Here is a 25200-nt window from a genome sequence, read left to right on the forward strand (position 1 = left end):
GCGGTCAGACCGTCAACAAGCGCTCACGCAAGGCCGCGATCTCGTCCCGCAATTGGGCCGCTGCCTCGAATTCCAGGTCTCGGGCCAACTGGTACATTTTCTCTTCCAGCTGCTTGATGCGCTTGGTGATCTCGGCCGGTGAACGCAGTTCGGCTTCGTAACGCGCACTGTCCTCTGCCGCCTTGGCCATGCCTTTGCGTTTCTTGCTGCGCGAACCGGGGACAGTGGCCCCTTCCATGATATCGGTGATGTCCTTGACCACGCCCTTGGGCACGATGCCATTGGCCAGGTTAAAGGCCACCTGCTTCTCCCGACGGCGCTCGGTTTCATCGATAGCGCGCTGCATCGAACCGGTCATACGGTCGGCATAGAGAATCGCCCGGCCATTGAGGTTCCGCGCAGCCCGGCCAATGGTCTGAATCAGCGAGCGTTCCGAACGCAGGAAACCTTCCTTGTCGGCATCGAGAATGGCCACCAGCGACACTTCCGGCATATCCAGGCCTTCGCGCAACAGGTTGATGCCTACCAGGACATCGAAGGTTCCAAGGCGCAGGTCTCGGATAATCTCGACCCGCTCGACCGTGTCGATGTCCGAGTGCAGGTAACGCACCCGAACATCATGATCAGCAAGGTAGTCGGTCAGGTCTTCAGCCATGCGCTTGGTCAGGGTGGTCACCAGCACTCGCTCCTCGACCGCGACACGCTTGCGGATCTCCGAAAGCAGATCGTCCACCTGCGTGGTTGCCGGACGTATCTCGACCTGCGGATCGACCAGCCCTGTCGGCCGCACCACCTGCTCGACCACCCGCCCCGCATGCTCGGCCTCGTAAGGCCCCGGGGTTGCCGAGACAAAAATGGTCTGGGGACTGACGCTCTCCCATTCATCGAAACGCATCGGTCGGTTATCCAGCGCCGACGGCAAGCGAAAACCGTACTCGACCAGGGTTTCCTTGCGCGAACGGTCGCCTTTGTACATGGCGCCAACCTGAGGAACACTGACGTGGGATTCGTCAATGACCAGCAAGGCGTCATCGGGCAGGTAGTCGTACAAGGTCGGCGGCGGCGCACCGGCAGGACGTCCCGAGAGGTAGCGCGAGTAGTTTTCGATACCGTTGCAGTAGCCCAGCTCGAGGATCATCTCCAGGTCGAAACGGGTACGCTGCTCAAGACGCTGCGCCTCGACCAGCTTGTTCGCCTTGTGCAGGTACTCCAGACGCTCCTTGAGCTCCTCCTTGATGCCCTCCACCGCCTCCAGCAGGGTTTCACGCGGAGTGACGTAGTGACTCTTCGGGTAAAAGGTGAAGCGCGGCAGCTTGCGAATCACTTCGCCAGTCAAGGGATCAAACGCGGCAATGTTCTCCACTTCGTCATCGAACAACTCGATGCGGATGGCCTCCAGGTCCGATTCGGCCGGAAACACATCGATCACATCGCCACGCACGCGAAAGGTGGCACGGGCAAAATCCATTTCATTGCGGGTGTACTGCAGGTCGGCCAGACGACGCAGCAAGGCACGCTGGTCGAGCTTGTCGCCACGGTCCACGTGCAGCACCATTTTCAGGTAGGTCTCCGGGCTGCCCAGACCGTAGATGCAGGACACGGTGGTCACGATGATCGCGTCGCGTCGCTCCAGCAACGCCTTGGTCGCCGACAGGCGCATCTGCTCGATATGGTCGTTGATCGACGCATCTTTCTCGATGAAGGTGTCAGACGACGGTACATAGGCCTCAGGCTGGTAGTAGTCGTAGTACGAAACGAAGTACTCCACGGCGTTGTTCGGGAAAAACGCCTTGAATTCGCCGTACAACTGCGCCGCAAGGGTCTTGTTCGGCGCCAGTACCAATGTTGGCCGCTGAACCTGGGCGATGACGTTGGCAATGCTGAACGTCTTGCCAGAGCCGGTCACACCGAGCAGGGTCTGATGTGCAAGCCCGGCCTCGATACCTTCGACCATCAGGCGGATGGCTTCTGGCTGATCACCAGCTGGCTGGAAACGGGTGACGAGTTGAAACTCGGACATGACAAACCCCTGAAATGTACGGATACAGGCAACTGTATTTATAGACAGTATTTATACCGAATGAAGGGCACCTGACGCCAGTTTCAACCTGACATGCGGTGCTTTTCCTGCATTCAACCCGGTAAATCGACTAACGGTAAAAAAATAATCGGCCAAACAGCAGGAAAAGCTGCGTCAGGCTGTCGCCGTGACCGATGGGTATCACTATACTGACTCCCCGTTTATGCACCGCTCTAGTGCATCCGACTGGAGCGTGCGACCTCTTTCACCCTCCATTCAGAGCCAAGGTAATAATGAGCCTGTTTTCCGCTGTCGAGCTGGCACCACGCGATCCCATTCTGGGCCTCAACGAAGCATTCAACGCCGATACCCGCACCAACAAGGTCAACTTGGGTGTAGGGGTCTACTGCAACGAAGAGGGGCGCATTCCACTGCTGCGCGCGGTCATCGAAGCCGAAACCCAACGCGCTGCCCTGCACGCCTCCCGCGGCTACCTGCCAATCGACGGTATTGTTGCCTACGATCAGGCGGTACAGAAGCTGCTGTTCGGTGCCGAGTCGCCACTGCTGGCCGCTGGCCGCGTGATCACCACCCAGGCCGTCGGTGGTACCGGCGCACTGAAGATTGGTGCCGACTTCCTCAAGCAACTGTCGCCAAACGCTGTCGTCGCCATCAGTGACCCAAGCTGGGAAAACCACCGCGCGCTGTTTGAAGCCGCTGGTTTCCCGGTACAGAACTACCGTTACTACGATGCCGCCACCAATGACGTAAACCGCGCTGGCATGCTGGAAGACCTGAACGCCCTGCCGTCGGGTTCCATCATCGTCCTGCACGCTTGCTGCCACAACCCGACTGGCGTCGACCTGAGCCCAGAAGACTGGAAAAACGTCCTGGAGGTCATCAAGGCCAAAGGTCACGTGCCATTCCTCGACATGGCCTACCAGGGCTTTGGCGACGGCATCACCGAAGACGCCGCTGCTGTGCGCCTGTTCGCTGAATCGGGCCTGAGCTTCTTCGTTTCCAGCTCGTTCTCCAAGTCGTTCTCGCTGTACGGTGAGCGCGTTGGCGCACTGTCCATCGTGACCGAGTCGAAGGAAGAAAGCGCACGGGTACTGTCGCAGGTCAAACGCGTTATTCGCACCAACTACTCCAACCCTCCGACTCACGGTGCAAGCATCGTCGCCGCTGTGCTCAACAGCCCGGAACTGCGTGCCATGTGGGAAGCCGAGCTGGGTGAAATGCGCCAGCGCATCCACGGCATGCGCAAGCAGATGGTCGAACTGCTGGCCGAGTACGGCGCCAAGCGCGACTTCAGCTTCGTCGGTCGCCAGCGCGGGATGTTCTCCTACTCCGGCCTGACAGTTGAGCAGGTTGCCCGCCTGAAGAGCGAATTCGGTATCTATGCCCTGGATACCGGCCGCATTTGCGTCGCCACGCTGAACCAGAGCAACATTCACGTGGTGACCAAGGCAATCGTCGAGGTGTTGTAAGCTGTTTTTTGCCAAGGGGAAGTTAGCAAAAGCTTGACTTCCCCTTAGCAATCAGTAAGATACGCCACAGATTCCGCGATAGCTCAGTCGGTAGAGCAAATGACTGTTAATCATTGGGTCCCTGGTTCGAGTCCAGGTCGCGGAGCCAAACATATGAAAAACCTCCAGTTGCGCAAGCACTGGAGGTTTTTTCGTTTCAGCACACTGACAATCCATACTGACAATCAATGTGCTGAACGACCGCGCTATCAGGTTCGACCGATCGGGAAGAAACGCCCCCCACTCCACACACCCAGCCAGTCTTCCTCATCAATCCGCCGATGCACCGCCAGCTCCACCAACTGGTAGAACACATTGCGGTGGATAAGCGCTTCAAGGTTGCTGCGCATGTGTACGTAGGGCGAAGGCTCCTGCGTTAGCGGGTCAATTTCAAAACGCAATGGGTGCTCAGCACCGGCATCGACCTGCTCGTCGACGTTGCTGGTAAAGCGCAGCAGTTGCTGCTCGCCACTCCCCTGCACCTCCAGGCTGACAGCAACGAAAGGCGCATCGTCAACCTTGATACCTACCTTTTCTACCGGCGTAATCAGGAAGTAGTCATCGCCATCTCGACGGATGATGGTCGAGAACAACCGAACCATCGGCTTGCGACCGATCGGGGTACCCATGTAGTACCAGGTACCATCACGGGCGATACGCATGTCGATATCGCCACAGAAGTCCGGATTCCACAGATGCACCGGTGGCAGCCCCTTTTCTGTTTTGGGGATCTGCGCCAATAAATCGTTAGCCTTGCCGGTACCGTCCATCATCCCTTCCTCAAAGACTCATGCCCAACAGGCTGCGAGCGTAGTCTTCCAGCGGCTGGGCAAGCAAATCTTCCGGTTTATTGTCGTGGAACGTCAGCAAACCGCCACGACTCTTGATCCGAGCCGTATCGATCAAGTAGCGGGTATTGGTTTCGATCAACATCAACTGAATCACACCGGTGTCGATCCCCAGGCGATCGACCGCCTGCTGGTCATACCATTCGTCGCCATTGCCAATACGGTCATCAGCCTTGGCAAAGCGTGCATACAGCAGGTAATGCGCACCCACTGACCGCGCCTCATTCAACGCGTCTTCCAGCCCCAACGGCCCCTGAGCACGACGCACCATCGGGAAGTACTCAATGAAACCCTTGAACGCCTCTTCAGCCACAACGTTAGGGCGCGGGTAAGCGCCGCCAGGCGGTACGAACGCCCCCTGACCGATATAGATAAACGAGTCGGGTTGCAGCCGCAATGACATCGAGCGCCGAGTCTCACTGTGATCGAGCAAGCCGGCATCGCTCAAATGGTAACGGGCACCCTCGCCCATATCGCTGACATTCATGCAGCCGCTCAGCGCCGTCAGCGCCAGCAGCACAACCAGGCTACGCATCTTTCCTCCAATGGCCGGCGACGGAAAACCGGCGAATAGTCGGCAGATGCAGATTTTGCGCCAGCTCCAGAAGGACCAGGTTAACCGCCGATGATTTTCATCACTGTTGCACCACCGGAGAAGGCCACCGGCTGCTTGTCAGCCAATGCCTTGACCAGCAAGCCCTGCAACGCGGGAAGTGCCTGGTGGCGCGGCTTGTCCAGAAGATCACCGACATAGTGACGATTGCTGGAAGAGAGGCAGCCATGCAACCAGCCTGTAGACGACAACCGCAAACGCGAGCAGGTACGACAAAACGGCACGCTTTCATTGGCAATCACACCAAAGAAGCCCTGGCCGGGAATGCAGTAGCGCAAGGCGGTCGCATCGACCGGCGCATCGGCCTGCAAGTACTCGTAGCGCTCACCAATTACCTGCAGCAACTGCTGCAGGCCAACAAACTGCTGCAAGAAAGCATTGCTGTCGCGCGCCAGATGCCCCATGCGCATCAATTCGATGAAGCGAAGCTCATAGCCGTGCTCCAGGCAGTAATCCAGCAGCGGTAGCACCTGATCAAGGTTCTGCCCGTTCAGCGGCACCATATTGACCTTGATCTTCATCCCCGCGGCGCTGGCTTGACGCATGCCGTCGAGCACAGTGGCCAGGTCGCCGCCACGCGCAATGCTGCGAAAGGCTTCGGCATTCAGGGTATCGAGGGAGACGTTAAGCCGAGCAATTCCGGCCTCTATCAGCAACGGCAGCTTGCGCGCCAGCAATTGGCCGTTGGTGGTCAGGCTGATTTCATCCAGGCCGAAACCGGCAACGGTCTTGAGAAAGGCTTCAAGTTTCGGGCTGACCAGCGGTTCCCCGCCCGTGATGCGCAGGCGCTCGATACCGGCCGCCTCGATCAGGTAGGCAACGCCACGCGCCATTGCCTCAGCCGACAGCTCATCCTGAGCCGCGACCAGCCGCTTGCCGTCCGGCACACAATAGGTGCAAGCGTAGTTGCAGGCGGCAGTAAGGCTGACACGCAAATTGCGAAAGCGTCTGCCTTGATGATCGACGATCATGATGACTCCGGCACGAATGAAGTTGGCTTGCAAAACCTGACTCAAAAATCAGGTATTTGCAAGCCTCATCCTCGAGTATATTCCCGAGTGACTCACGCCAGTAGCACTAAAGCTCTGCCGAGCGGCTCAGTTACCGGAGGCTTCAGGGTCACGCTTGCGCTTGTTGCCCATGCGCACACCGATATCCATCAGGAACTGGAAAAAACCTTCCTGATCTTCCAGCACATTGCTCCAGAACGGCGAGTGATAGAGCGCTACGGCACCATGCACCAACGCCCAGGCGGCACAGTAATGGAAGTATGGCGGGACATCCTCAAGCTTGCCTTCACTGATGCGCCCTTTGATCAATAGGGTCAGACGGTCGAAGTTGGATGCGCGGATCTTGTGTAGCTCCTCGACCATCTCCGGCACCTGATTGCCCTTGACCACCTTTTCTTCCAGGCGGTCGAACAACCGGTAGCGCTGCGGATCACGCATCCGGAATTCGAAATAGGCACGCGACAGGGCTTCCTTATCGCGGTCGACGTCGGCAGAGTGCAGCAATTGGTTCAAATCGCGCTCATAGTCGAGCATCAGGCGCAGGTAGATCTCCGCCTTGGACTTGAAGTGCTTGTAGATCGTGCCTTTGCCGATACCGACAGCATCAGCGATCATCTCGACGGTGACACTGTCTTCACCCTGTTCGAGAAACAGCTTGAGCGCGGTGTCGAGAATCTCTTGCTCACGGCGACGAAACTCACGGACCTTACGAGGTTCTTTCTGCATAAGAAGGACTGGATCAAAATCGAAGCCAGGTATTATGCCTAACTTGCGCCAAAATGCACGGATCATCCAACCATGTCTATGTTTCATGATGAGTTCCCACACGCTGACGGCCTCCGCTATCTGAACCATGCAGCCGTCGCACCTTGGCCAAAACGCGCGAGCGAGGCGGTCTCACGCTTCGCCAACGAGAACGTTTTGATCGGCGCCCGCGACTATCCAGACTGGATGGCCATGGAGCAGAGACTTCGCGAACGGCTCAAGCGCCTGACGAACGCACCGTCGACGGATGATATCGCGCTGGTCAAAAACACCTCGGAAGCACTGTCGTTCGTCGCCTTCGGCCTCGACTGGCAGGCTGGCGATCAAATCGTCATCAGCGATGAGGAGTTCCCTTCCAATCGGGTGGTCTGGGAGGCGCTGGCCAACCAAGGCGTGAAGGTCCGACAAGTCAGCCTCAAGGGCCACGACCCGGAAGGCGCCCTGCTGGAGGCCTGTGATGCGCGCACGCGGCTACTGGCAATCAGTGCCGTGCAGTTCGCCAGCGGGCTTCGCCTAGACCTTACGCGCCTGGGGCGCGGCTGCCGCGAGCGCAACGTGCTGTTCTGCATCGATGCCATTCAGCAACTGGGCGCCCTGCCCTTTGATGTCCAGGCCTATGACTGCGACTTTGCCATGGCTGACGGCCACAAGTGGATGCTCGGCCCGGAGGGGCTCGGGGTGTTCTACTGCCGCGCCGAAATTCGGCCACAGCTGGAGCTCAGCGAGTATGGCTGGCATATGCTTGAGCACATGGGTGACTACAACCGCACCACCTGGGAGCCGGCGCGCAGCGCACGGCGCTTTGAATGTGGCAGCCCGAACATGCTCGGTGCTGTGGCCCTGGAGGCCAGCCTGTCGCTGCTGGAAGAAGTGGGCATGGAGCGCGTGGCCAGCGCCATCGAAGAACGCGTGCAATGGTTGAGCAATGGGCTTGCCGCCATCCCCGGCGTGCGCCTGCACAGCCCACTGGAGCCCTCCCGCCGCGCCGGGATTGTTTCGTTCAGCATCGATGGCCAGGAACATGCGCAGGTGTACCAGTCACTCAAAGCCGAACAGGTCGTCTGCATACCGCGAGGACCGGGTATACGCTTTTCCCCACATTTTTACACAGATAAGCGCGTGATCGACGAAACACTGGCCTTGGTACGCCGGCTTGCAGAGCAATGAGTGCTCAACAACCCCACGCGTATTCCAAATTTGTTTAAAAATCGACCAACCTGCAGTGGAATAGCGCCAATCCTGACCAATACTTGAACTGTTAGCGCGGCATACCCCCCCCAAGTGTCGCGCTGATAAAGGTGCGAAAGGATTGAGTACCTTTGTTTTACTCCTAATGGTCTTAACCCGGATTCACCCCCCAGAACCCGGGTTTTTTTTGCCTGCGATTCAGTGCTTGGCGACACGCGCCAATGGAAACAGGCGCTTGAAGTTAGCTGTAGTCTGCTCGGCAAGCCGCTCGTAGGTTTCCCCACGCAGCATGGCAACGAACTCCGCCACTTCCCGCACATACTGCGGCAGGTTTGGCTTGCCGCGGTATGGAATCGGCGCAAGGTACGGCGAGTCGGTTTCCACCAGCAGGCGATCGACCGGCACCTGGCGTGCGACATCGCGCAAGGCATCCGCATTACGGAAGGTGACGATGCCGGAAAGGGAAATGTAGAAACCCAGGTCCAACGCAGCCTTGGCCATGTCCCAGTCCTCGGTAAAGCAATGCAGCACGCCAGCCTGCGGCAATGCAGCTTCACGCAGCAGTGCCAGGGTATCAGCGCGCGCCGCACGTGTATGCACGATCACCGGCTTGCCGGTGATACGCGCGGCATCCAGGTGCAGGCGAAAAGAGTCCTGCTGCAGCTCGGCAGCTTCAGGCTCGTAGTGATAATCCAGGCCGGTCTCACCGATCGCCACGACATGGGGGTGATTCAGCTCCTGCAGCAACCAGTCCAGGGCCGGCTCGGCACCGGGTGCCAGGTCTAGTGGGTGAACCCCTACCGAACAGTCGACATCACCGTAGCGCTCAGTGACTGCCTTCACCGCTGCGGCATTCTCCGCACTGACGCCAATGCACAGAAAGTGCCCAACCCCCCTCGCCCTGGCAGCATCCAGGGCAGCATCCAGAGAGCCCTGGCAGGCGGTAAGGTCGAGACGGTCGAGGTGGCAATGGGAATCTACAAGCATGAGGTCTTTACACAGAAGTAATTGAAAAATCGGCGCTCAGCGCTGAGCCGTAAGCATCGCCCATGAGGCCAGCAAGGACTCGAGCAGCAACACGCGGTTAAGGTTGGCTTTGGCCAGCACCTTCTGGCGCTGGGCAAGAATCCAGTCCTGAATTTCCAGCACCTTGCTCTGGCTGCTTTTTTGCGCAAGGTACTGCACCACCTTGCGCATGTCAGCGAGGCCAAGCCCCTCCTCATCCTGGGTCAACTGGTAGCGCAGGACCAGGTTGGACCAGTCGCAAAACCAGTCGAACAGCAACAACAGCGGCACCGCGCTCCAGGCCTCGGCAAGCTGGCTGGGCGACGACTGTTGCTTGAGCAACTTCTTCACCCCGTCGACCACCAGCGCACGCTGCTCGCGCACGCCCTGTGCCTGCAAGCTGACAGCCGCCAGCGGCGAGCCCGCAGCCAAGGTCAACAACTCTAGGCGCTCTTGCTCGTCACTGTCGGGCAACGCCTTGCCGAGCCAGGCCAGGCTCTGCTCGAAACCCGGCAATGGGCAAGCTTGCTGCAGGCAGCGGCTCTTGATGGTCGGCAGCAGCCGGCTGGGCTGGTGGCTAACCAACAACAACACGGTATCGCCGGACGGCTCCTCAAGGCTCTTGAGCAGGGCGTTGGCCGCATTGATGTTCATCGCTTCTACCGGCTCGATCAGCACCACCTTGCGACCCCCCAACTGGGCGGTCTGAACGATGAACGATACCAGGTCACGCACCTGATCGACCTTGATCGGCTTGTCGGTATCCTCCGGCTCCAGGACATAGTTGTCCGGATGGCTGCCAGCCGCCAGCAACAGGCATGACTTGCACTCACCGCAGGCCTGCAGCCCCTTGGGACGCTGGCACAACAGCAAGGCCATCAGGCGCTCGGCCAACGCCCGCTTGCCGATGCCCTGAGGACCGTGCAGCAGGTAGGCATGAGCATGCTGCGTACGCCCTGCCAACTGCTGCCACAGCGCGTCCTGCCAAGGGTAGGCCTCAGCCACGGCAACGCTCCAGGATTTCAGGCAGCAAGGCATCAATGGCACGCTGCACCTGCTCCAGCGGCAAGGCGGCATCGATCAGGCGATAACGCGCAGGCGTGGCCTCGGCACGCGCCAGATAAGCCTGACGCACAGCCTCGAAAAACGCCTGCCCCTCCTGCTCGAAGCGGTCGAGACGGCCACGCGCGGCAGCGCGCGCCAGGCCAACCTCCACCGGCAGATCGAACACCAGGGTCAGGTCAGGGCGCAACTCACCCTGAACGAACTGCTCAAGCGTGGCAATGCGCTCTAGCGACAAGCCGCGACCGCCACCCTGATAAGCGTAGGTCGCATCCGTGAAGCGATCACAAAGCACGACGGTGCCCCGTGCCAATGCCGGGCGGATCACTTCGGCCAGGTGCTGGGCACGCGCAGCGAAGACCAACAACAGCTCGGTATCGGGGTGCATCAGCTCTTCACTGGGCGCCAGCAACAGCTCGCGAATACGCTCCGCCAGCGGCGTGCCACCCGGCTCCCGGGTCAGCAGCACGTCCACGCCCTGGCTGCGCAGGTGCTCGGCCAGGTACTCGCGGTTGGTGCTCTTGCCCGCACCTTCAGGGCCTTCCAGGGTAATAAACAAGCCGCTCACAGGCAGTCCTTAATTTTGATCAGTACGGGAGGACTCATCGACCGCTGTCGAAGACTCGCTCGGTTCGACGACCATGTCATCGGGTGTCGACTGTTGGGCTTGCGGTGCCGGGCTCGAGCGATAATCGGCGCGACGCTTGAGCTGATACTCACGCACCGCTGAATTGTGCGCGTCCAGGTCATCGGAGAAGACATGACTGCCATCGCCACGCGCCACGAAGTAAAGGCTGCTGCCAGGCAATGGGTTCAACGCCGCATGAATCGCCTCACGCCCCACCATGGCAATTGGCGTCGGCGGCAAGCCCGCATTCACATAGGTGTTGTAAGGGGTCGGCTCGCGCAGGTCAGCACGGGTGATCTTGCCGTTGTAGCGCTCGCCCATGCCATAAATCACCGTTGGATCCGTCTGCAGCAACATGCCGATTTGCATGCGTCGCACAAATACACCCGCGATCTGGGCACGTTCCTGAGGAACGCCGGTTTCCTTTTCCACCAGCGAAGCCATGATCAGCGCCTGATAAGGATCGCGATAAGGGGTTTCAGGGGCACGGGCATTCCACTCCTGAGCCAGCACCTCTTCCAGGCGCGCATACGCTTGCTGGAGGAACTCGACATCGGTCATGCCGCGCACAAAGCGGTAGGTATCCGGGAAAAAGCGCCCCTCCGGAAACACACCAGCGTGCCCGAGCTTTTCCATGACCTCGCTGTCGCTCAGACCGTTAAGCGTCTGTTCGATTTTTTCGTGCTTGGCCAAAGCGGCGCGCACCTGACGGAAGTTCCAGCCTTCAACCAGCGTCAGGTTGTACTGCACCACCTCACCGCGACGCCACAGCTCGAAAAGCTCGCGCACGCTCATGCCTGGGCTGAGACGATACTCGCCTGTGTGCAGCGGCACACCGACCATATTGAAACGCCAGTACAGGCGTAACCAGAAAGCATCCTTGAGCAAGCCATCCGTTTGCATACGGTAGAACATGCGATTGGGCGTCGTACCGGTCGGCACATCGAGCAACTGCTCCTGGGACACATGCAGCGGCTGCTGAAGGGCCGAGTTCAACTTCCAGGCGGAGTACCCCAACAGCAGGCCACCCAGGATCAGGCCGATCTCCAGCAGTACCAAGAATTTACGTCTCACAAATCAGGCATCCAGTAACGTACGGGCAATGGCCTGCAGTTTACGGGTGACCGGGCCCGACGACCAGTTCATCGATCCACACGAGCACACCGGCCAGATACCGTAAACACTGTTACAGAGAAAGACCTCATCGGCTCGCGCAAGATCCTCAAGGGCCAGGTCGCCGACACGAACGTCGATCCCGAGGCGCGCAGCCTCGACCATCAGCGCCGCACGCATGACCCCGGCAACCCCGCAACGGCTGAGGTCGGCAGTCAACAACACGCCATCCCTGACCAGAAACAGATTGCTGTAGACCCCTTCGACCACGCGGCCGGTGATGTCACGCATCAACCCTTCGGCATAGTCGGGATCCTGCCACTCGGAACGGGCCAATACCTGCTCAAGACGATTGAGGTGCTTGAGCCCCGCCAACAGCGGCTGTTCCGCCAGGCGGGTACGGCATTCGAACAGCTTCACACCATGCTCGGCATTGCCAGCGGGGTAAGCCGCTGGCGGATTGCCCTGCAAGATACGCCGCGGCGGCACGCCAGCGGCGGGCGCATAGCCACGCTGACTGTCACCCCGGGTCAGAATGAGCTTGAGCACGCCCTCGCCCAGCAGGCTGGCGTAACGGCTCAACTCATCGCGAATCAGTGCCAGATCGGCGTTAATCGCAAGGCGCTGGCAACCCAGCGCCAAGCGTTCGAGGTGATACTCGAACAATGATGGCCTGCCGGCCTTGACCGCGATGGTCTCAAACAGACCATCGCCGTAGGCCAACCCTCGACTTTGCAGTGCCAGGGTATCGGCCGGCTGACCATCGACCCAGCTTTGCATCAACCGGCGAACCGGCGGAACACCAGCGAGCCGTTGGTACCGCCAAAACCGAAGGAGTTGGACAACACCACATCGATCGACATTTCACGCGCCTGATGCGGCACGAAGTCCAGGTCACACCCTTCGTCCGGCTCATCGAGGTTGATGGTCGGCGGTGCCACCTGGCCGTTGATCGACAGCACGCTGAAGATCGCTTCCACAGCCCCGGCAGCGCCCAGCAGGTGACCGGTCATGGACTTGGTGGAACTGACCGCCAGCTTGTACGCATGCTCACCAAACACCGACTTGATCGCCGATGCTTCCGCCAGGTCACCCGCCGAAGTCGACGTGCCATGGGCGTTGATGTAGCTGACTTCGCTCGGGTCGAGGCGCGCATCACGCAGGGCATTGGCCATGCAGCGTGCAGCACCGGCACCGGTTTCCGGTGGCGAGGTCATGTGATACGCGTCGCCGCTCATACCGAAACCTACCAGCTCGGCATAAATGGTCGCACCACGGGCCTTGGCGTGCTCCAGCTCTTCAAGCACCAGCGCACCGGCGCCGTCGGCCAGAACAAAGCCATCACGGCCCTTGTCCCATGGACGACTGGCACGGGTCGGCTCGTCGTTGCGGGTCGACAGCGCACGAGAAGCGCCAAAGCCCCCCATACCCAAGCCACACGCAGCCATTTCAGCACCACCGGCAATCATCACGTCGGCTTCGCCAAAGGCGATATTGCGTGCGGCCATGCCAATGCAATGCGTGCCGGTCGTGCATGCCGTGGCAATGGCGTAGTTAGGCCCCTGTACGCCCAGGTGGATCGACAGGAAGCCGGAAATCATGTTGATGATCGAGCCTGGCACGAAGAACGGCGAAATACGCCGAGGCCCCTGCTCATGCAAGGTGCGGCTGGTTTCTTCGATATTGGTCAGGCCACCGATGCCCGAACCCATGGCCACGCCGATACGCTCACGGTTGGCATCGGTCACTTCCAGGCCAGCATTACGCACTGCCTGAAAACCGGCCGCCAGGCCGTACTGGATAAAAAGGTCGAGTTTGCGAGCTTCCTTGACCGACAGGTACTGCTCAACCTCGAAGCCCTTTACCGAGCCGCCAAAACGGGTGGAGTAAGCAGAAAGGTCTGTATGTTCGATCAGACCAATGCCACTGCGGCCAGCCAGAATGCCCTGCCAACTGCTCGGCACGTCCGTACCCAGTGGCGACAGCATACCCATACCGGTGACCACGACGCGTCTACGCGACACAGCACTCTCCTTTTTCTAAGGTCTACATCTCTCGCAAAGAAAAAACCGCACGCCAGTGAAGGCAGTGCGGTTTTTCCATGACAAGAAGCGACGACTACAACGTCTTAAGCCTGGTGGCTGGTGACGTAGTCGATAGCTGCTTGAACAGTAGTGATCTTCTCGGCTTCTTCGTCAGGGATTTCGGTCTCGAATTCCTCTTCCAGAGCCATCACCAGCTCAACGGTGTCAAGGGAATCGGCACCCAGATCTTCGACGAAGGAAGCAGTGTTCACTACTTCTTCTTCTTTAACGCCCAGTTGCTCGGCGACGATTTTCTTGACGCGTTCTTCGATGGTGCTCATACCTTGTTTTCACTCCTAATGGACATATGTCAGGCAGCTGGCCGGGGTGTAAGTGTATAGAAAGAGTTTGGCTTTTCAAGCGCCAAGCGCTTCTCGAACGTCACACCCAACCGCTGACTAGAATTTGGTTGCAGCTTTATAACGGATTTTACACGCCACGTATGACATTTTTTTGAAGCAATCCGTCACATTTGCCTTACATGTACATCCCGCCGTTGACCGGAATGGTTGCACCAGTGACATAACCTGCACCCTCGGACGCCAGGAAAGCCACGACTTTGGCGATTTCCTCGGCTTGTCCCAGACGCCCCAGAGGAATCTGGGTCTGCAGGGCTTCGCGCTGCGCTTCTGGCAGCTCGCGCGTCATGTCAGTGTCGATGAAACCAGGCGCCACCGAGTTGACGGTGATCGCACGGGAGCCCACTTCACGCGCCAGCGCACGGCTGAAGCCTTCCAGGCCAGCTTTGGCAGCTGCATAGTTGACCTGACCGACGTTACCCATGGCACCGACTACCGAACCGATGCTGATGATACGACCCCAGCGCGCCTTGGTCATGCCGCGCAGCACGCCCTTGGACAGACGGTACAGGCTGTTGAGGTTGGTATCGATAACATCGAACCACTCATCATCCTTCATCCGCAGCATCAGGTTGTCGCGGGTGATACCGGCGTTGTTGACCAGGATCGTCGGCGCGCCGAACTGCTCCTGAATCGCGGCCAGTGTGGCGGTAACCGACTCATCACTGGTGACGTTCAGCTCAAGGCCGGTACCCGCGATACCGTGCTCCTTGAGGGTCGCAGCGATGCGCTCGGCACCAGCAGCCGAGGTGGCCGTACCGATGACCGTAGCGCCCAGGCGACCCAGCTCCAGGGCGATGGCCTGGCCAATGCCACGGCTGGCACCAGTCACCAGTGCAACTTTACCTTGCAGGCTCATGCAAGCTTCTCCTAATTTCAGGCCAGCGCCGCACGGGTGGCGGCGACAGCGTCTGGGGTATTGAGGTTATAGGTGGTCACACCGTCAGCGCAGCGCTTGTTCAAACCGGCCAGGACCTTGCCTGGGCCGCACTCGACCAGCGAGGTAGCGCCTTGTGCTGCGAGGTACTGAACGCATTCAACCCAGCGCACTGGCTTGAACAACTGCTCCAGCAAGTCGCGCTTGAGCGTGTCCAGATCAGCAGAGACCGTCGCGTTGACGTTCTGCACGACCGGAATCTGCGGCGCCTGCCAATCGATGGCAGCAACCGATTCAGCGAACCGTTCAGCAGCCGGGCGCATCAGTTCACAGTGCGACGGCACGCTGACCGGCAATGGCAGGGCACGCTTGGCGCCACGCGCCTTGCACCCTTCGATTGCGCGCTCGACAGCGGCCTTCGAACCGGCGATGACGACCTGGCCAGGCGAGTTGAAGTTGACCGCGCTGACGACATCACCCTGTGCCGCTTCAGCGCACACAGCGATGACATCCGCATCATCCAGGCCCAAGACCGCAGCCATGGCGCCCTGCCCGGCCGGTACGGCCTCCTGCATCAGCTGACCGCGACGCTCGACCAGCTTCACGGCATCGCCGAGGGACAAGCTACCCGCGGCCACCAGGGCGCTGTATTCGCCCAGGCTGTGACCGGCGACGAACGCAGGGCGAGCACCACCCTCCGCCAACCACAGGCGCCACAGGGCGATCGAAGCGGTCAGGATAGCCGGCTGAGTTTTGTCAGTTTGATTGAGTTGCTCTTCCGGGCCCTGCTGGGTCAGTGCCCAGAGATCATAACCCAGAGCCTCGGAGGCCTCGCGGAAGGTATCGATGACCAGTGGGTACTGGGCGCCCAGCTCGGCCAGCATGCCGAGGGACTGCGAACCTTGACCCGGAAAGACGAATGCGAGGGATGCAGACATTGAACAAGCCCCTAATGATCTTGTCGTCGAAAATTGAGCGAACAGTCGCAGGACTGATCGCAAGAAACTGAAAATTGGATGGTAACGAGAACCAAGCGGTCACATTTAACCACTTCCTTGCCGATATGCCTAAAGCAACAGATCCTCAAGACGCCCATGCAAGCGCTGCGGCAGATCTTCCTGGATTTCGATCAGTGCACGCTGAATAGCACTCTGAAACCCCTGAACGCCCGCAGAACCATGGCTTTTGATAACAATACCCTGCAACCCCAGAAAGCTCGCACCATTGTGTCGCGCTGGCGCAAGATCGGCCTGCAAGCGCTTGAGCAATGGCATGGCCATGGCACCTGCCACGCGAGCAAACACCCCCTCACGGAACAGCGCCTGAATACGCGCACCGATCATGGTTGCCAGGCCTTCACTGGATTTGAGCAGGATATTGCCGACAAAACCGTCGCAGACCACGACATCAGCCTCACCACGGTACAAGCCATCACCCTCGACGAAGCCGATGTAGTTCAAGCCCTTGGCATTCTGCAACAGGCTGGCAGCCAGCTTGACCTGCTGATTACCCTTGATGTCTTCAGTGCCTATGTTGAGCAGCGCCACGCGCGGACGATAGACACCCAGCGCCTGAGCCGCCACCGAGCCCATCACTGCAAACTGATAAAGGTGCTCGGCACTGCAATCGACATTGGCCCCCAAATCAAGCAACTGACAGTAGCCTGCCTGCGTAGGAATGGCTGCCACCATCGCCGGGCGATCAACACCTGGCAGCGTTTTCAGCACATAACGCGACAGCGCCATCAGCGCACCGGTATTGCCAGCACTCACGCAGGCCTGAACCTTGCCATCACGCAATAATTCAAGGGCGACGCGCATGGACGAATCCGGCTTGCCACGCAACGCCTGCGAAGGCCGCTCATCCATGCCGATCACTTCACTGGCCGCAACAATCTGCAGACGCGAGCGATCTGCTGCCGACTGGCCAGCGATCAAATCTTCAAGGAGGGAGGGTTGACCAACGAGGGTCAGGTGCAGCGAGGGGGTAGCCGAAAGGCAAGCAATGCTCGCCTGAACAATGCTGCGGGGACCGAAGTCCCCGCCCATTGCGTCGATCGCGATGATCTGAGCGGACAAGGATTACTCGTCAGCGCCCTTGTCGATCACTTTACGACCACGGTATACGCCTTCTGGCGATACGTGGTGGCGCAGGTGAACTTCACCGGTGGTTTTTTCTACGGACAGAGCGCTGGCCTCGAGGGCGTCGTGCGAACGGCGCATGTCACGGGCAGAGCGGGATTTTTTGTTCTGCTGAACAGCCATAATTGATTAACTCCTAAACGTTTGGGTCACGCTTTAACTGCGCCAATACACTGAACGGGTTGGACCGCGTTACCTCGTCCTCGCTCGGCTCGGGCTCATCGGCGCCCGCCGGCTGCTGGCATTCTTCCGGATGATGAGCAGGCACAATGGGCAAGGCGAGCAAAAGCTCCTCCTCGATCAATGCCTGCAGATCCAATGGATCTTCGCCCAGTTCCAGCACGTCATAACCTTTCGGTAACGACTGGGTATTCGAACCCTCCTTCACCACAGCGTAAGTACATTCGCTATGGATCGGCAGGGTAACCAGCTCAAGACAACGCTGGCAAACCATTTTGACTTCGACGTTGAGGTCAGTGTGTATAACCACTGTCTTCTGCTCGTCTCGCTCAAAATCGAATTTCGCCTGCACCATACCGACATTGTCGGAAAGCGGGTCGCAGAGTCTCTCCAAATCGGCCAGCAGCACTTTCCCTTCAAGGGAAACGCCACGATCTGCCAATTTGCGCGGGTCAACGTGAGGTGGAATCGGGTCATTCAACATAGGCGCAGCATTCTAGGGATGCCCCCCGCCCCTGTCAAAGGAAATTAGGCCCCATGGCTCATGTTAGAATTGGCGAACCCGCTCAGGAGTTCATCATGCTGCCTTTATTACTGGCTTCAAGCTCACCCTACCGGCGCGAATTGCTGGCGCGCCTGCAACTCCCCTTCAACTGGGCCGCCCCGGACATTGACGAGCGACGCCTGGATGAAGAGCCCGCCGTAGAGCTGGTGAAGCGCCTGGCACTGGAAAAAGCCGAAGCGCTGGCCACCACCCACGCCAACCACCTGATCATCGGTTCCGACCAGGTCGCGGTACTGGGCGAGCAGATTCTCGGCAAGCCGCACACTTTCGACAAGGCCTGCGAACAGTTGCTGGCAGCCAGCGGCAATCATGTCACCTTCCTCACCGGGCTTGCCCTGCTCAACAGCAGCACCGGCCACGCTCAGGTTGACTGCGTGCCTTTCACGGTCAACATGCGCGAACTGGACCTGCCACGCATCGAGCGCTACCTGCGCACCGAACAACCCTATGACTGCGCCGGCAGCTTCAAGGCCGAAGGCCTGGGTGTCAGCCTGTTTCAAAGCACCCACGGCGTCGACGCAACCAGCCTGGTGGGCCTGCCGCTGATTCGCCTGGTGGACATGCTGCTCAAGGAAGGCGTCACCATTCCTTGAGGCGCAAAAAAGCCGACCCTCAGGTCGGCTTCTGCCTAAACACGCAACACCGCGACACGATCAGCGCAGCGTCGGCCCCTGAAAACCCATCCACATTGCCAAATGCTCGGCAACACTGGCCCCCAGGCGCTTGGAGAAGCGATCAAACGGCGACTCTTCAATCGTAAAGTCCACCAGGTTTTTCTCGCCGATCACATCGCGCGCGACATAACTGGCACTGCCAAGGCCATCCACCAGCCCCAACTTCACCGCCTGCTCGCCCGACCAGATCAGGCCGCTGAACAACTCTGGATGCTCTTTATCCTTGAGTCGCTCACCTCGCCCCTGCTTGACGCTGGCAATGAACTGCCGATGAGTGGTCTCCAGCACACCCTGCCAGAACCTGGTTTCTTCAGGCTTCTGCGGCTGGAACGGATCCAGGAATGCCTTGTGCTCGCCGGCCGTGTAGGTACGGCGCTCAACACCCAGCTTCTCCATGGTTCCGACAAAGCCATAACCTGCAGCAGTCACACCAATCGACCCTACCAGGCTGGCCTTGTCGGCATAAATCTGATCAGCCGCACTGGCGATGTAATAGGCACCAGACGCCCCTAGGTCACTGATGACGGCATACACCTTGATCGCCGGGTACTGCGCACGCAGACGAAGAATCTCGTCATAAATGTACCCAGACTGCACCGGGCTGCCGCCCGGGCTGTTAATGCGCAGGATCACACCCCTGGTCTTGGGATCTTCAAACGCCGCACGCAAGCTACCGACTATGTTGTCGGCACTGGCAGGCTCCTGATCAGCGATCATGCCACGCACTTCGATCAGCGCGGTATGACTGGAGCCACGAGCCGCCGCCTTCTCGACATCCATCAACGGCGTGAACAGCATCAGGGCGCCAAACAGATAAGCGAAGGTCAACAGCTTGAAAAAGATGCCCCAGCGCCTGGCGCGCCGCTGCTCCTGCACGCCAGCCAACAGCGTTTTTTCAAGCAGCTGCCAGCTTTTCTGCTCTTCATTCTTTTCAGCGCTGGGCGCTTTCCATTCATCAGCCATGCTCACCTACCCTGGGATACCGTCACAGCCGACTGGCGCGCCAGCAAGGCCCAGCCAATCCTGCAACTGAGAAAAATGATCGATGGACAGCCGAGGCTCATAGGCGCTCAATACCTCCAGCGACATCGCACCATGACCGACCGCAACCGAATGCACACCTGCATTGCGCGCCATCAACAGGTCAAACGCCGAATCCCCGACCATCAGCGCACGCGCAGGCGCGACACCACAATGCGCGAGAATCTCTTCCAACATCAAGGGATGGGGCTTGCCCCGGGTCTCGTCAGCGGCACGGGTGATATCGAAGAAATGCTCCCAGCCATTGGCCTGGAGCACCCGATCAAGGCCGCGACGCGCCTTTCCGGTCGCAACCGCCAGCCGATAGCCATCCGCGCGAAACGCCTCAAGCGCCTCGACAACCCCGTCGTACAACGGCGAGGGTTGCTCATCCAGCGCCATGTAAACGTCAGCATAGTGCTGCCGGAACGCCGCCACCGCCGACGCATCAAGCTGCGGATACAGCGTGCTGATTGCCTCAGGCAAGGCCAGACCAATAATACCCTTGACCGCCTCGACTTCGCTGCGCGGGTGGCCGCCACGATCTGCCGCCAGGTGCATCGCCTCGACAATACGCCCGATCGAGTCGGCCAGTGTGCCGTCCCAATCGAAGATCAGCAGGTCGTACTCACGACGCACTCAGACGCTCCACAGTCTTGGACCACATGTCATCCACCGGCGCCTCAAGCTTGAGCACGCCGCCATCAGGCATCGGCACATTCAAGGCATAGGCATGCAGGAACAAGCGCTTGCCACCCAGCTCACGGATCTCGCGAGTGAAGTCTTCATCGCCATACTTGCTGTCGCCGGCAATGCAATGCCCGGCATGCAAGGCATGCACCCGGATCTGGTGAGTACGCCCCGTCACCGGACGCGCCTCGACCATCGTGGCGAACTCACCGAAACGGCGCAGAACACGGAACAGCGTCAACGCCTCCTTGCCTTCAGGGTTCACCTCGACCATCCGCTCACCGGAGCGCAGGTTGCTCTTGAGCAACGGCGCGCTGACCTGCTTCTTGGCCGTCGCCCAATGACCGCGCACCAGCGCCATGTAGCGCTTGTCTACGCCGTCACCGCGCAAGGCCGCGTGCAGGTGGCGCAGCATGCTGCGCTTCTTGGCGATCATCAGCAGGCCAGAGGTATCCCGATCGAGGCGGTGGACCAGTTCCAGCTCCTTGGCATCGGGGCGCAACTGACGGAAGGCTTCAATGACACCGAAGCTCAGGCCACTGCCACCATGCACGGCGATCCCGGCTGGCTTGTTCAGCACGATCAGTGCCTTGTCTTCGTAGACAATGGCCGCTTCCAGGCGCTGCAGCAAACCCTGGGCAACCGGCGCCGGCTCGTCGCGCTCGGGCAGACGAACGGGCGGCACGCGCACCACATCACCCGCCTGCAGCTTGTACTCAGGCTTGATCCGCCCCTTGTTAACCCGCACTTCGCCTTTGCGCAAAATGCGGTAAATCAAGGTCTTGGGAACGCCCTTGAGTGCAGTGATAAGAAAATTGTCGATACGTTGGCCGGCAAGTTCCGGCGCGACCTCAATCAGCTGAACGCCGGGGGTCGGGGGGGTATTGGTCGTCATTTGCGCATCATAACAATTTTTTATGGATTTGAAGCACTTAATGATTGCTGCTATAGTCGCGAACGCCGCCAAAAGCGGCTGGCCAGCGGACCAATGGCTTTGAGCCGGCCCTGACCTACGCAATTCTTGAGGACGCGAGGCCGTCCGACGGGGTGTTTGCCAGTTTACAAAATGCCTGGAATAGCCACCAGCGCAGACGAGAGAAGACCGATAAAAAACAAAAAGAGCGGTGCATTACCCTCCCTTCACGTTTTTTTCGATGCCACTCCGTCAGTGCAATCGCTTCCGCGCAGTTATGGCGAACGCTTCGGAAATACAAGCCTTAGCCATAAATGCGCGGGCTCCCGTACGGAGCCGGCGATAAATGCAACCCGTTGCGGATTCAGCGCGCGGCAGCACCCGAGTTATCAGGGATACGTGTAGGGTGGAGATGCACAACCGTCGGACCGTGTAGTAATGCGTCCGGTCGACAGGCCTCTACGGGCCCACTCGTCCAGACCCGTTCTTGATCAAGATGCCCCCGTGGCGTCCATGGCCGAAGGCTGATTCCTCCTCCTGACTGAGTGCATTTGACACCACAGCTAGCAGGACGCGTCGTCGCGACTTCGGCAGCACTGGATTCCAGTCAGGCCGAATCTCGCTAGACACGGGAGTGGCCCGCCACCCCCGACGCACCCTGACACCGACCGTGAGAAGTCGTGTGTGCCGAACGCCGTTTCCGGCAGCCCGGAAACCGACGGTACTACATGAAAAGAATGCTGATTAACGCAACTCAACCCGAAGAGTTGCGTGTTGCTCTGGTGGACGGCCAACGTCTCTACGACCTGGATATCGAGTCCGGCGCTCGCGAGCAGAAGAAAGCCAACATCTATAAAGGCCGGATTACCCGGATCGAACCCAGCCTCGAAGCCGCATTTGTCGACTTCGGTTCTGAGCGCCATGGCTTCCTGCCACTGAAAGAAATTTCCCGCGAATACTTCAAGAAGGCCCCAGAAGGCCGCGTCAACATCAAGGAAGTATTGAGCGAAGGCCAGGAAGTCATCGTCCAGGTCGAGAAAGAAGAGCGTGGCAACAAGGGCGCCGCCCTGACCACCTTCATCAGCCTGGCTGGCCGCTACCTGGTACTGATGCCGAACAACCCGCGTGCCGGTGGCATCTCGCGCCGCATCGAAGGCGAAGAGCGCAACGAACTGCGCGAAGCCCTCAATGGCCTGGTCGCCCCTGCCGACATGGGCCTGATCGTTCGCACTGCCGGCCTGGGCCGCAGCAGCGAAGAGATGCAATGGGACCTGGACTACCTGCTGCAGCTCTGGACTGCAATCAAGGAAGCCTCCCTGGACCGCGCGGCTCCTTTCCTGATCTACCAGGAAAGCAATGTCATCATTCGTGCCATCCGCGACTACCTGCGCCAGGACATCGGCGAAGTACTGATCGACAGCATCGACGCCCAGGAAGAAGCCCTGACCTTCATCCGTCAGGTGATGCCGCAGTACGCCAGCAAGATCAAGCTCTACGAAGACAGCGTCCCGCTGTTCAATCGTTTCCAGATCGAAAGCCAGATCGAAACCGCCTTCCAGCGCGTGGTCGAACTGCCGTCGGGCGGCTCGATCGTCATCGATCCAACCGAAGCCCTGGTCTCCATCGACATCAACTCGGCGCGCGCCACCAAAGGTAGCGACATCGAGGAGACCGCGCTGCAGACCAACCTGGAAGCAGCCGAAGAAATCGCTCGCCAACTGCGCCTGCGCGACATTGGTGGCCTGATCGTCATCGACTTCATCGACATGACGCCGGCGAAAAACCAGCGCGCAGTCGAAGAGAAGGTACGTGAATGCCTGGAAGCCGACCGCGCACGCGTTCAGGTTGGCCGCATCTCGCGTTTCGGCCTGCTGGAAATGTCCCGCCAACGCCTGCGCCCATCTCTGGGCGAGAGCAGCGGCATCGTCTGCCCACGCTGCAGCGGCACCGGCATCATCCGTGACGTCGAATCCCTGTCGCTGGCCATCCTGCGCCTGATCGAAGAAGAAGCCCTGAAGGACCGCACTGCTGAAGTCCGCGCCCAAGTGCCGATTCCGGTCGCAGCGTTCCTGCTCAACGAAAAACGCAACTCGATCACCAAAATCGAACTGCGTACCCGTGCACGCATCGTGATCCTGCCAAATGATCACCTTGAAACCCCGCACTTCGAAGTGCAGCGCCTGCGCGATGACAATCCAGAAGCGCTGAGCGGCCAGTCCAGCTACGAAATCGCCGCCACCGAGACCGAAGAAGTCCAGCCAGTTGCCGCGACTCGCACCCTGGTTCGCCAGGAAGCTGCGGTCAAGACTGCACCGGCCCGCGCCAATGCACCGGTACCTGCCGCACCAGAACAGCCTGCCGCCCCTGTGCACGTTGCGCCGGAGCCAAGCCTGTTCAAAGGCCTGGTCAAGTCGCTGGTGAGCCTGTTCGCCAGCAAGGAAACGCCTGCCGCCGCACCGGTTGTCACCGAGAAGCCGGCCGCCGAACGCCCACAGCGCAACGAAGAGCGCCGTAGCGGTCGTCAGCAGAGCCGCAGCCGCAACGGTCGTCGCGACGAAGAGCGCAAGCCACGTGAAGAACGCGCCGAGCGTGCCCCACGCGAAGAGCGTCAGCCGCGCGAAGCCCGTGAAGAAACCCCGGCCCGCGAAGAACGCGCACCACGCCCGCCGCGCGAAGAGCGCCAACCACGCCCACCGCGTGAAGAGCGTCGCCGTGACGAACGCGTTCGTGAACTGCGCGAGCCCCTGGATGCCACTGCACCGGCTGCTGCCGCCGCACCGGCCGTACGCGAAGAGCGTCCTGAGCGCGCCCCTCGTGAAGAACGCGTAGCCCGCGAAGAACGCGCTCCGCGTGAAGAGCGTGCACCGCGTGAAGAACGCGCGCCACGTGAAGAGCGTGCACCACGCGAAGAACGTGCACCACGCGAAGAGCGCCAACCGCGCCCACCACGTGAAGAGCGTCAGCCACGTCCTGCCGAGGTTGCTGCCGAAGCGACCGAAGAGCAACTGCCAAACGAAGAGCTGCTGCAGGAAGACGCCGAAGGCGCCGATGGCGAGCGCCCACGTCGCCGCTCTCGCGGTCAGCGTCGCCGTAGCAACCGTCGTGAACGTCAACGTGACGCCAATGGCAACGTCGTTGAAGGCAGCGAAGAAGCGGCTGAAGAGTCGAGTGCCGAACAGGCAGCGGGCGTTGTCGTTGCTGCAGGCGCAGCCATCAGCGCTGAAGCCGAAGCACAGGCCAACCAGCAAGCTGAAAACGCTACCGCTGCTGTCGAAGCACCTGTAGCCGCTACCGAGGTCGTCGCAGAGGCTGCACCTGCAGTCGAAGCAGCACCGGTAGAAGCCGCACCTGCGGTAGTTGAAGCTGCAGTAGTTGAAGCTGCCGTGGTCGACATTGCCCCTGCCGCCGAACAGCCTGCGGCACCTGTCGAAGCCGTTGAACCCGGCGCGGCTCCGGTGGTGGAAGTCACCCCAGCCCCAGCTGAAGTTGTGGTCGAGGCCCCGATCGCTACTGCCAAGGAAGCCGAACCTGCAGTCGAAGCACCTGCTCCGGTTGTGGTTGAAGCACCCGCTGCCGAGCCGGTAGTCGCCGCCGAAGCACCTGCCCTGCCGCAACCAAGCAGTGGCCGCGCACCAAACGACCCACGCGAAGTGCGTCGTCGCAAGCGCGAAGCTGAAGCTGCTGCAGCCGCGGCAGCCGCTAAAGCCGCTAAAGCCGCAGAGGTACCTGCTGCCGCCGTCGAGGCACCAGTAGAAGCCCCAGCACAAGCCGAGCAACCGTCCACCGAAGCTGTCGTAACGGCAGAAGAAGTGACCGAGCAAAGCCCAAAGGCCCTGGAAACCGCAGAAGAGCCTAAACCGCTCGCCTGATTCCAACGGCTGAAAAAAGCCCCGCCAGCTAACGCTGGCGGGGCTTT

At 59.9% G+C, this 25200-nt stretch carries 24 protein-coding genes and 1 tRNA gene; 5 read left to right on the forward strand and 20 right to left on the reverse strand.

Annotation, left to right across the window (positions count from 1 at the left end; translation table 11 throughout):
- Positions 1-4: 4 nt before the first annotated feature.
- Positions 5-2020, reverse strand: a complete 2016-nt coding sequence (uvrB, locus tag CS390_RS17395) for an excinuclease ABC subunit UvrB (protein ID WP_099775452.1) — start codon at positions 2018-2020, stop codon at positions 5-7.
- Positions 2021-2313: 293 nt separating this feature from the next.
- Between uvrB and CS390_RS17400 the strand changes: the two genes are divergently transcribed.
- Positions 2314-3510 (forward strand): amino acid aminotransferase, encoded by a 1197-nt coding sequence (locus CS390_RS17400; RefSeq protein ID WP_065761485.1) that lies wholly within the window; start codon positions 2314-2316, stop codon positions 3508-3510.
- Between the two features lie 72 nt (positions 3511-3582).
- Positions 3583-3658: transfer RNA gene (locus CS390_RS17405), tRNA-Asn, on the forward strand.
- A 100-nt stretch (positions 3659-3758) separates the two neighbouring features.
- Here the strand turns inward: CS390_RS17405 and CS390_RS17410 are convergent.
- The 4 genes from CS390_RS17410 to CS390_RS17425 form a co-directional block, all read right to left on the reverse strand.
- Positions 3759-4319, reverse strand: a complete 561-nt coding sequence (locus CS390_RS17410; protein ID WP_099775453.1) for a DUF1285 domain-containing protein — start codon at positions 4317-4319, stop codon at positions 3759-3761.
- 10 nt (positions 4320-4329) lie between these two features.
- Positions 4330-4932, reverse strand: a complete 603-nt coding sequence (locus tag CS390_RS17415) for a DUF4823 domain-containing protein (RefSeq protein WP_065761483.1) — start codon at positions 4930-4932, stop codon at positions 4330-4332.
- Positions 4933-5012: 80 nt separating this feature from the next.
- On the reverse strand, positions 5013-5981 hold the full coding sequence (locus CS390_RS17420) for a GTP 3',8-cyclase MoaA (protein WP_065761490.1): 969 nt from the start codon (positions 5979-5981) through the stop codon (positions 5013-5015).
- Positions 5982-6107: 126 nt separating this feature from the next.
- On the reverse strand, positions 6108-6746 hold the full coding sequence (locus CS390_RS17425) for a TetR/AcrR family transcriptional regulator (protein ID WP_065761482.1): 639 nt from the start codon (positions 6744-6746) through the stop codon (positions 6108-6110).
- A gap of 72 nt (positions 6747-6818) precedes the next feature.
- Between CS390_RS17425 and CS390_RS17430 the strand changes: the two genes are divergently transcribed.
- Positions 6819-7952, forward strand: a complete 1134-nt coding sequence (locus CS390_RS17430) for an aminotransferase class V-fold PLP-dependent enzyme (protein WP_099775454.1) — start codon at positions 6819-6821, stop codon at positions 7950-7952.
- Positions 7953-8171: 219 nt separating this feature from the next.
- On the opposite strand, the gene CS390_RS17435 is transcribed toward CS390_RS17430, so the two are convergent.
- The 12 genes from CS390_RS17435 to CS390_RS17490 form a co-directional block, all read right to left on the reverse strand.
- Positions 8172-8960 (reverse strand): TatD family hydrolase, encoded by a 789-nt coding sequence (locus CS390_RS17435; protein WP_065761318.1) that lies wholly within the window; start codon positions 8958-8960, stop codon positions 8172-8174.
- 36 nt (positions 8961-8996) lie between these two features.
- Positions 8997-9983, reverse strand: coding sequence for a DNA polymerase III subunit delta' (locus CS390_RS17440; protein ID WP_065761317.1), 987 nt, complete (start codon positions 9981-9983; stop codon positions 8997-8999).
- Positions 9976-10608: a dTMP kinase gene (gene tmk, locus CS390_RS17445; protein WP_065761316.1), complete on the reverse strand. Its 633-nt coding sequence runs from the start codon at positions 10606-10608 to the stop codon at positions 9976-9978. The genes CS390_RS17440 and tmk overlap by 8 nt, the downstream gene beginning before the upstream one ends.
- A 9-nt stretch (positions 10609-10617) precedes the next feature.
- On the reverse strand, positions 10618-11742 hold the full coding sequence (mltG, locus tag CS390_RS17450; protein ID WP_065761315.1) for an endolytic transglycosylase MltG: 1125 nt from the start codon (positions 11740-11742) through the stop codon (positions 10618-10620).
- A gap of 3 nt (positions 11743-11745) precedes the next feature.
- Complete coding sequence (gene pabC, locus CS390_RS17455) at positions 11746-12561, reverse strand: aminodeoxychorismate lyase (protein ID WP_065761314.1); 816 nt, start codon at positions 12559-12561, stop codon at positions 11746-11748.
- On the reverse strand, positions 12561-13805 hold the full coding sequence (gene fabF, locus CS390_RS17460) for a beta-ketoacyl-ACP synthase II (RefSeq protein WP_099775455.1): 1245 nt from the start codon (positions 13803-13805) through the stop codon (positions 12561-12563). Before fabF ends, pabC begins: the two co-directional genes overlap by 1 nt.
- 104 nt (positions 13806-13909) lie before the next feature.
- Complete coding sequence (gene acpP / locus CS390_RS17465) at positions 13910-14146, reverse strand: acyl carrier protein (protein WP_003175607.1); 237 nt, start codon at positions 14144-14146, stop codon at positions 13910-13912.
- 196 nt (positions 14147-14342) lie between these two features.
- Complete coding sequence (fabG, locus tag CS390_RS17470) at positions 14343-15083, reverse strand: 3-oxoacyl-ACP reductase FabG (protein ID WP_065761312.1); 741 nt, start codon at positions 15081-15083, stop codon at positions 14343-14345.
- 17 nt (positions 15084-15100) lie between these two features.
- Positions 15101-16039, reverse strand: a complete 939-nt coding sequence (gene fabD, locus CS390_RS17475; protein WP_065761311.1) for an ACP S-malonyltransferase — start codon at positions 16037-16039, stop codon at positions 15101-15103.
- 129 nt (positions 16040-16168) lie between these two features.
- Positions 16169-17179: a phosphate acyltransferase PlsX gene (gene plsX / locus CS390_RS17480; RefSeq protein ID WP_083199879.1), complete on the reverse strand. Its 1011-nt coding sequence runs from the start codon at positions 17177-17179 to the stop codon at positions 16169-16171.
- A gap of 3 nt (positions 17180-17182) precedes the next feature.
- Positions 17183-17365: a 50S ribosomal protein L32 gene (gene rpmF, locus CS390_RS17485; protein ID WP_010447173.1), complete on the reverse strand. Its 183-nt coding sequence runs from the start codon at positions 17363-17365 to the stop codon at positions 17183-17185.
- Between the two features lie 13 nt (positions 17366-17378).
- Positions 17379-17906, reverse strand: a complete 528-nt coding sequence (locus CS390_RS17490; RefSeq protein WP_065761310.1) for a YceD family protein — start codon at positions 17904-17906, stop codon at positions 17379-17381.
- A gap of 95 nt (positions 17907-18001) precedes the next feature.
- Here CS390_RS17490 and CS390_RS17495 point away from each other — a divergent pair, with 95 nt between their 5' ends.
- Positions 18002-18580: a nucleoside triphosphate pyrophosphatase gene (locus CS390_RS17495; protein WP_065761309.1), complete on the forward strand. Its 579-nt coding sequence runs from the start codon at positions 18002-18004 to the stop codon at positions 18578-18580.
- Between the two features lie 60 nt (positions 18581-18640).
- On the opposite strand, the gene CS390_RS17500 is transcribed toward CS390_RS17495, so the two are convergent.
- Genes CS390_RS17500 through rluC form a run of 3 tightly spaced genes read right to left on the reverse strand, consistent with a single transcriptional unit; the run spans position 18641 to position 21266 of the window.
- Positions 18641-19624: a S49 family peptidase gene (locus CS390_RS17500; protein WP_099775456.1), complete on the reverse strand. Its 984-nt coding sequence runs from the start codon at positions 19622-19624 to the stop codon at positions 18641-18643.
- 6 nt (positions 19625-19630) lie between these two features.
- Positions 19631-20320, reverse strand: a complete 690-nt coding sequence (locus CS390_RS17505; RefSeq protein ID WP_099775457.1) for an HAD-IA family hydrolase — start codon at positions 20318-20320, stop codon at positions 19631-19633.
- On the reverse strand, positions 20310-21266 hold the full coding sequence (gene rluC / locus CS390_RS17510) for a 23S rRNA pseudouridine(955/2504/2580) synthase RluC (protein ID WP_065761306.1): 957 nt from the start codon (positions 21264-21266) through the stop codon (positions 20310-20312). Before rluC ends, CS390_RS17505 begins: the two co-directional genes overlap by 11 nt.
- Before the next feature lie 746 nt (positions 21267-22012).
- Between rluC and rne the strand changes: the two genes are divergently transcribed.
- A complete protein-coding gene (rne, locus tag CS390_RS17515; RefSeq protein ID WP_099775458.1) occupies positions 22013-25153 on the forward strand; it encodes a ribonuclease E in 3141 nt (1046 codons plus the stop codon).
- The last annotated feature ends 47 nt before the right edge of the window (positions 25154-25200 follow it).

The sequence above is a fragment of the Pseudomonas sp. HLS-6 genome (assembly GCF_002753995.1).
Taxonomy (GTDB): domain Bacteria; phylum Pseudomonadota; class Gammaproteobacteria; order Pseudomonadales; family Pseudomonadaceae; genus Aquipseudomonas; species Aquipseudomonas defluvii.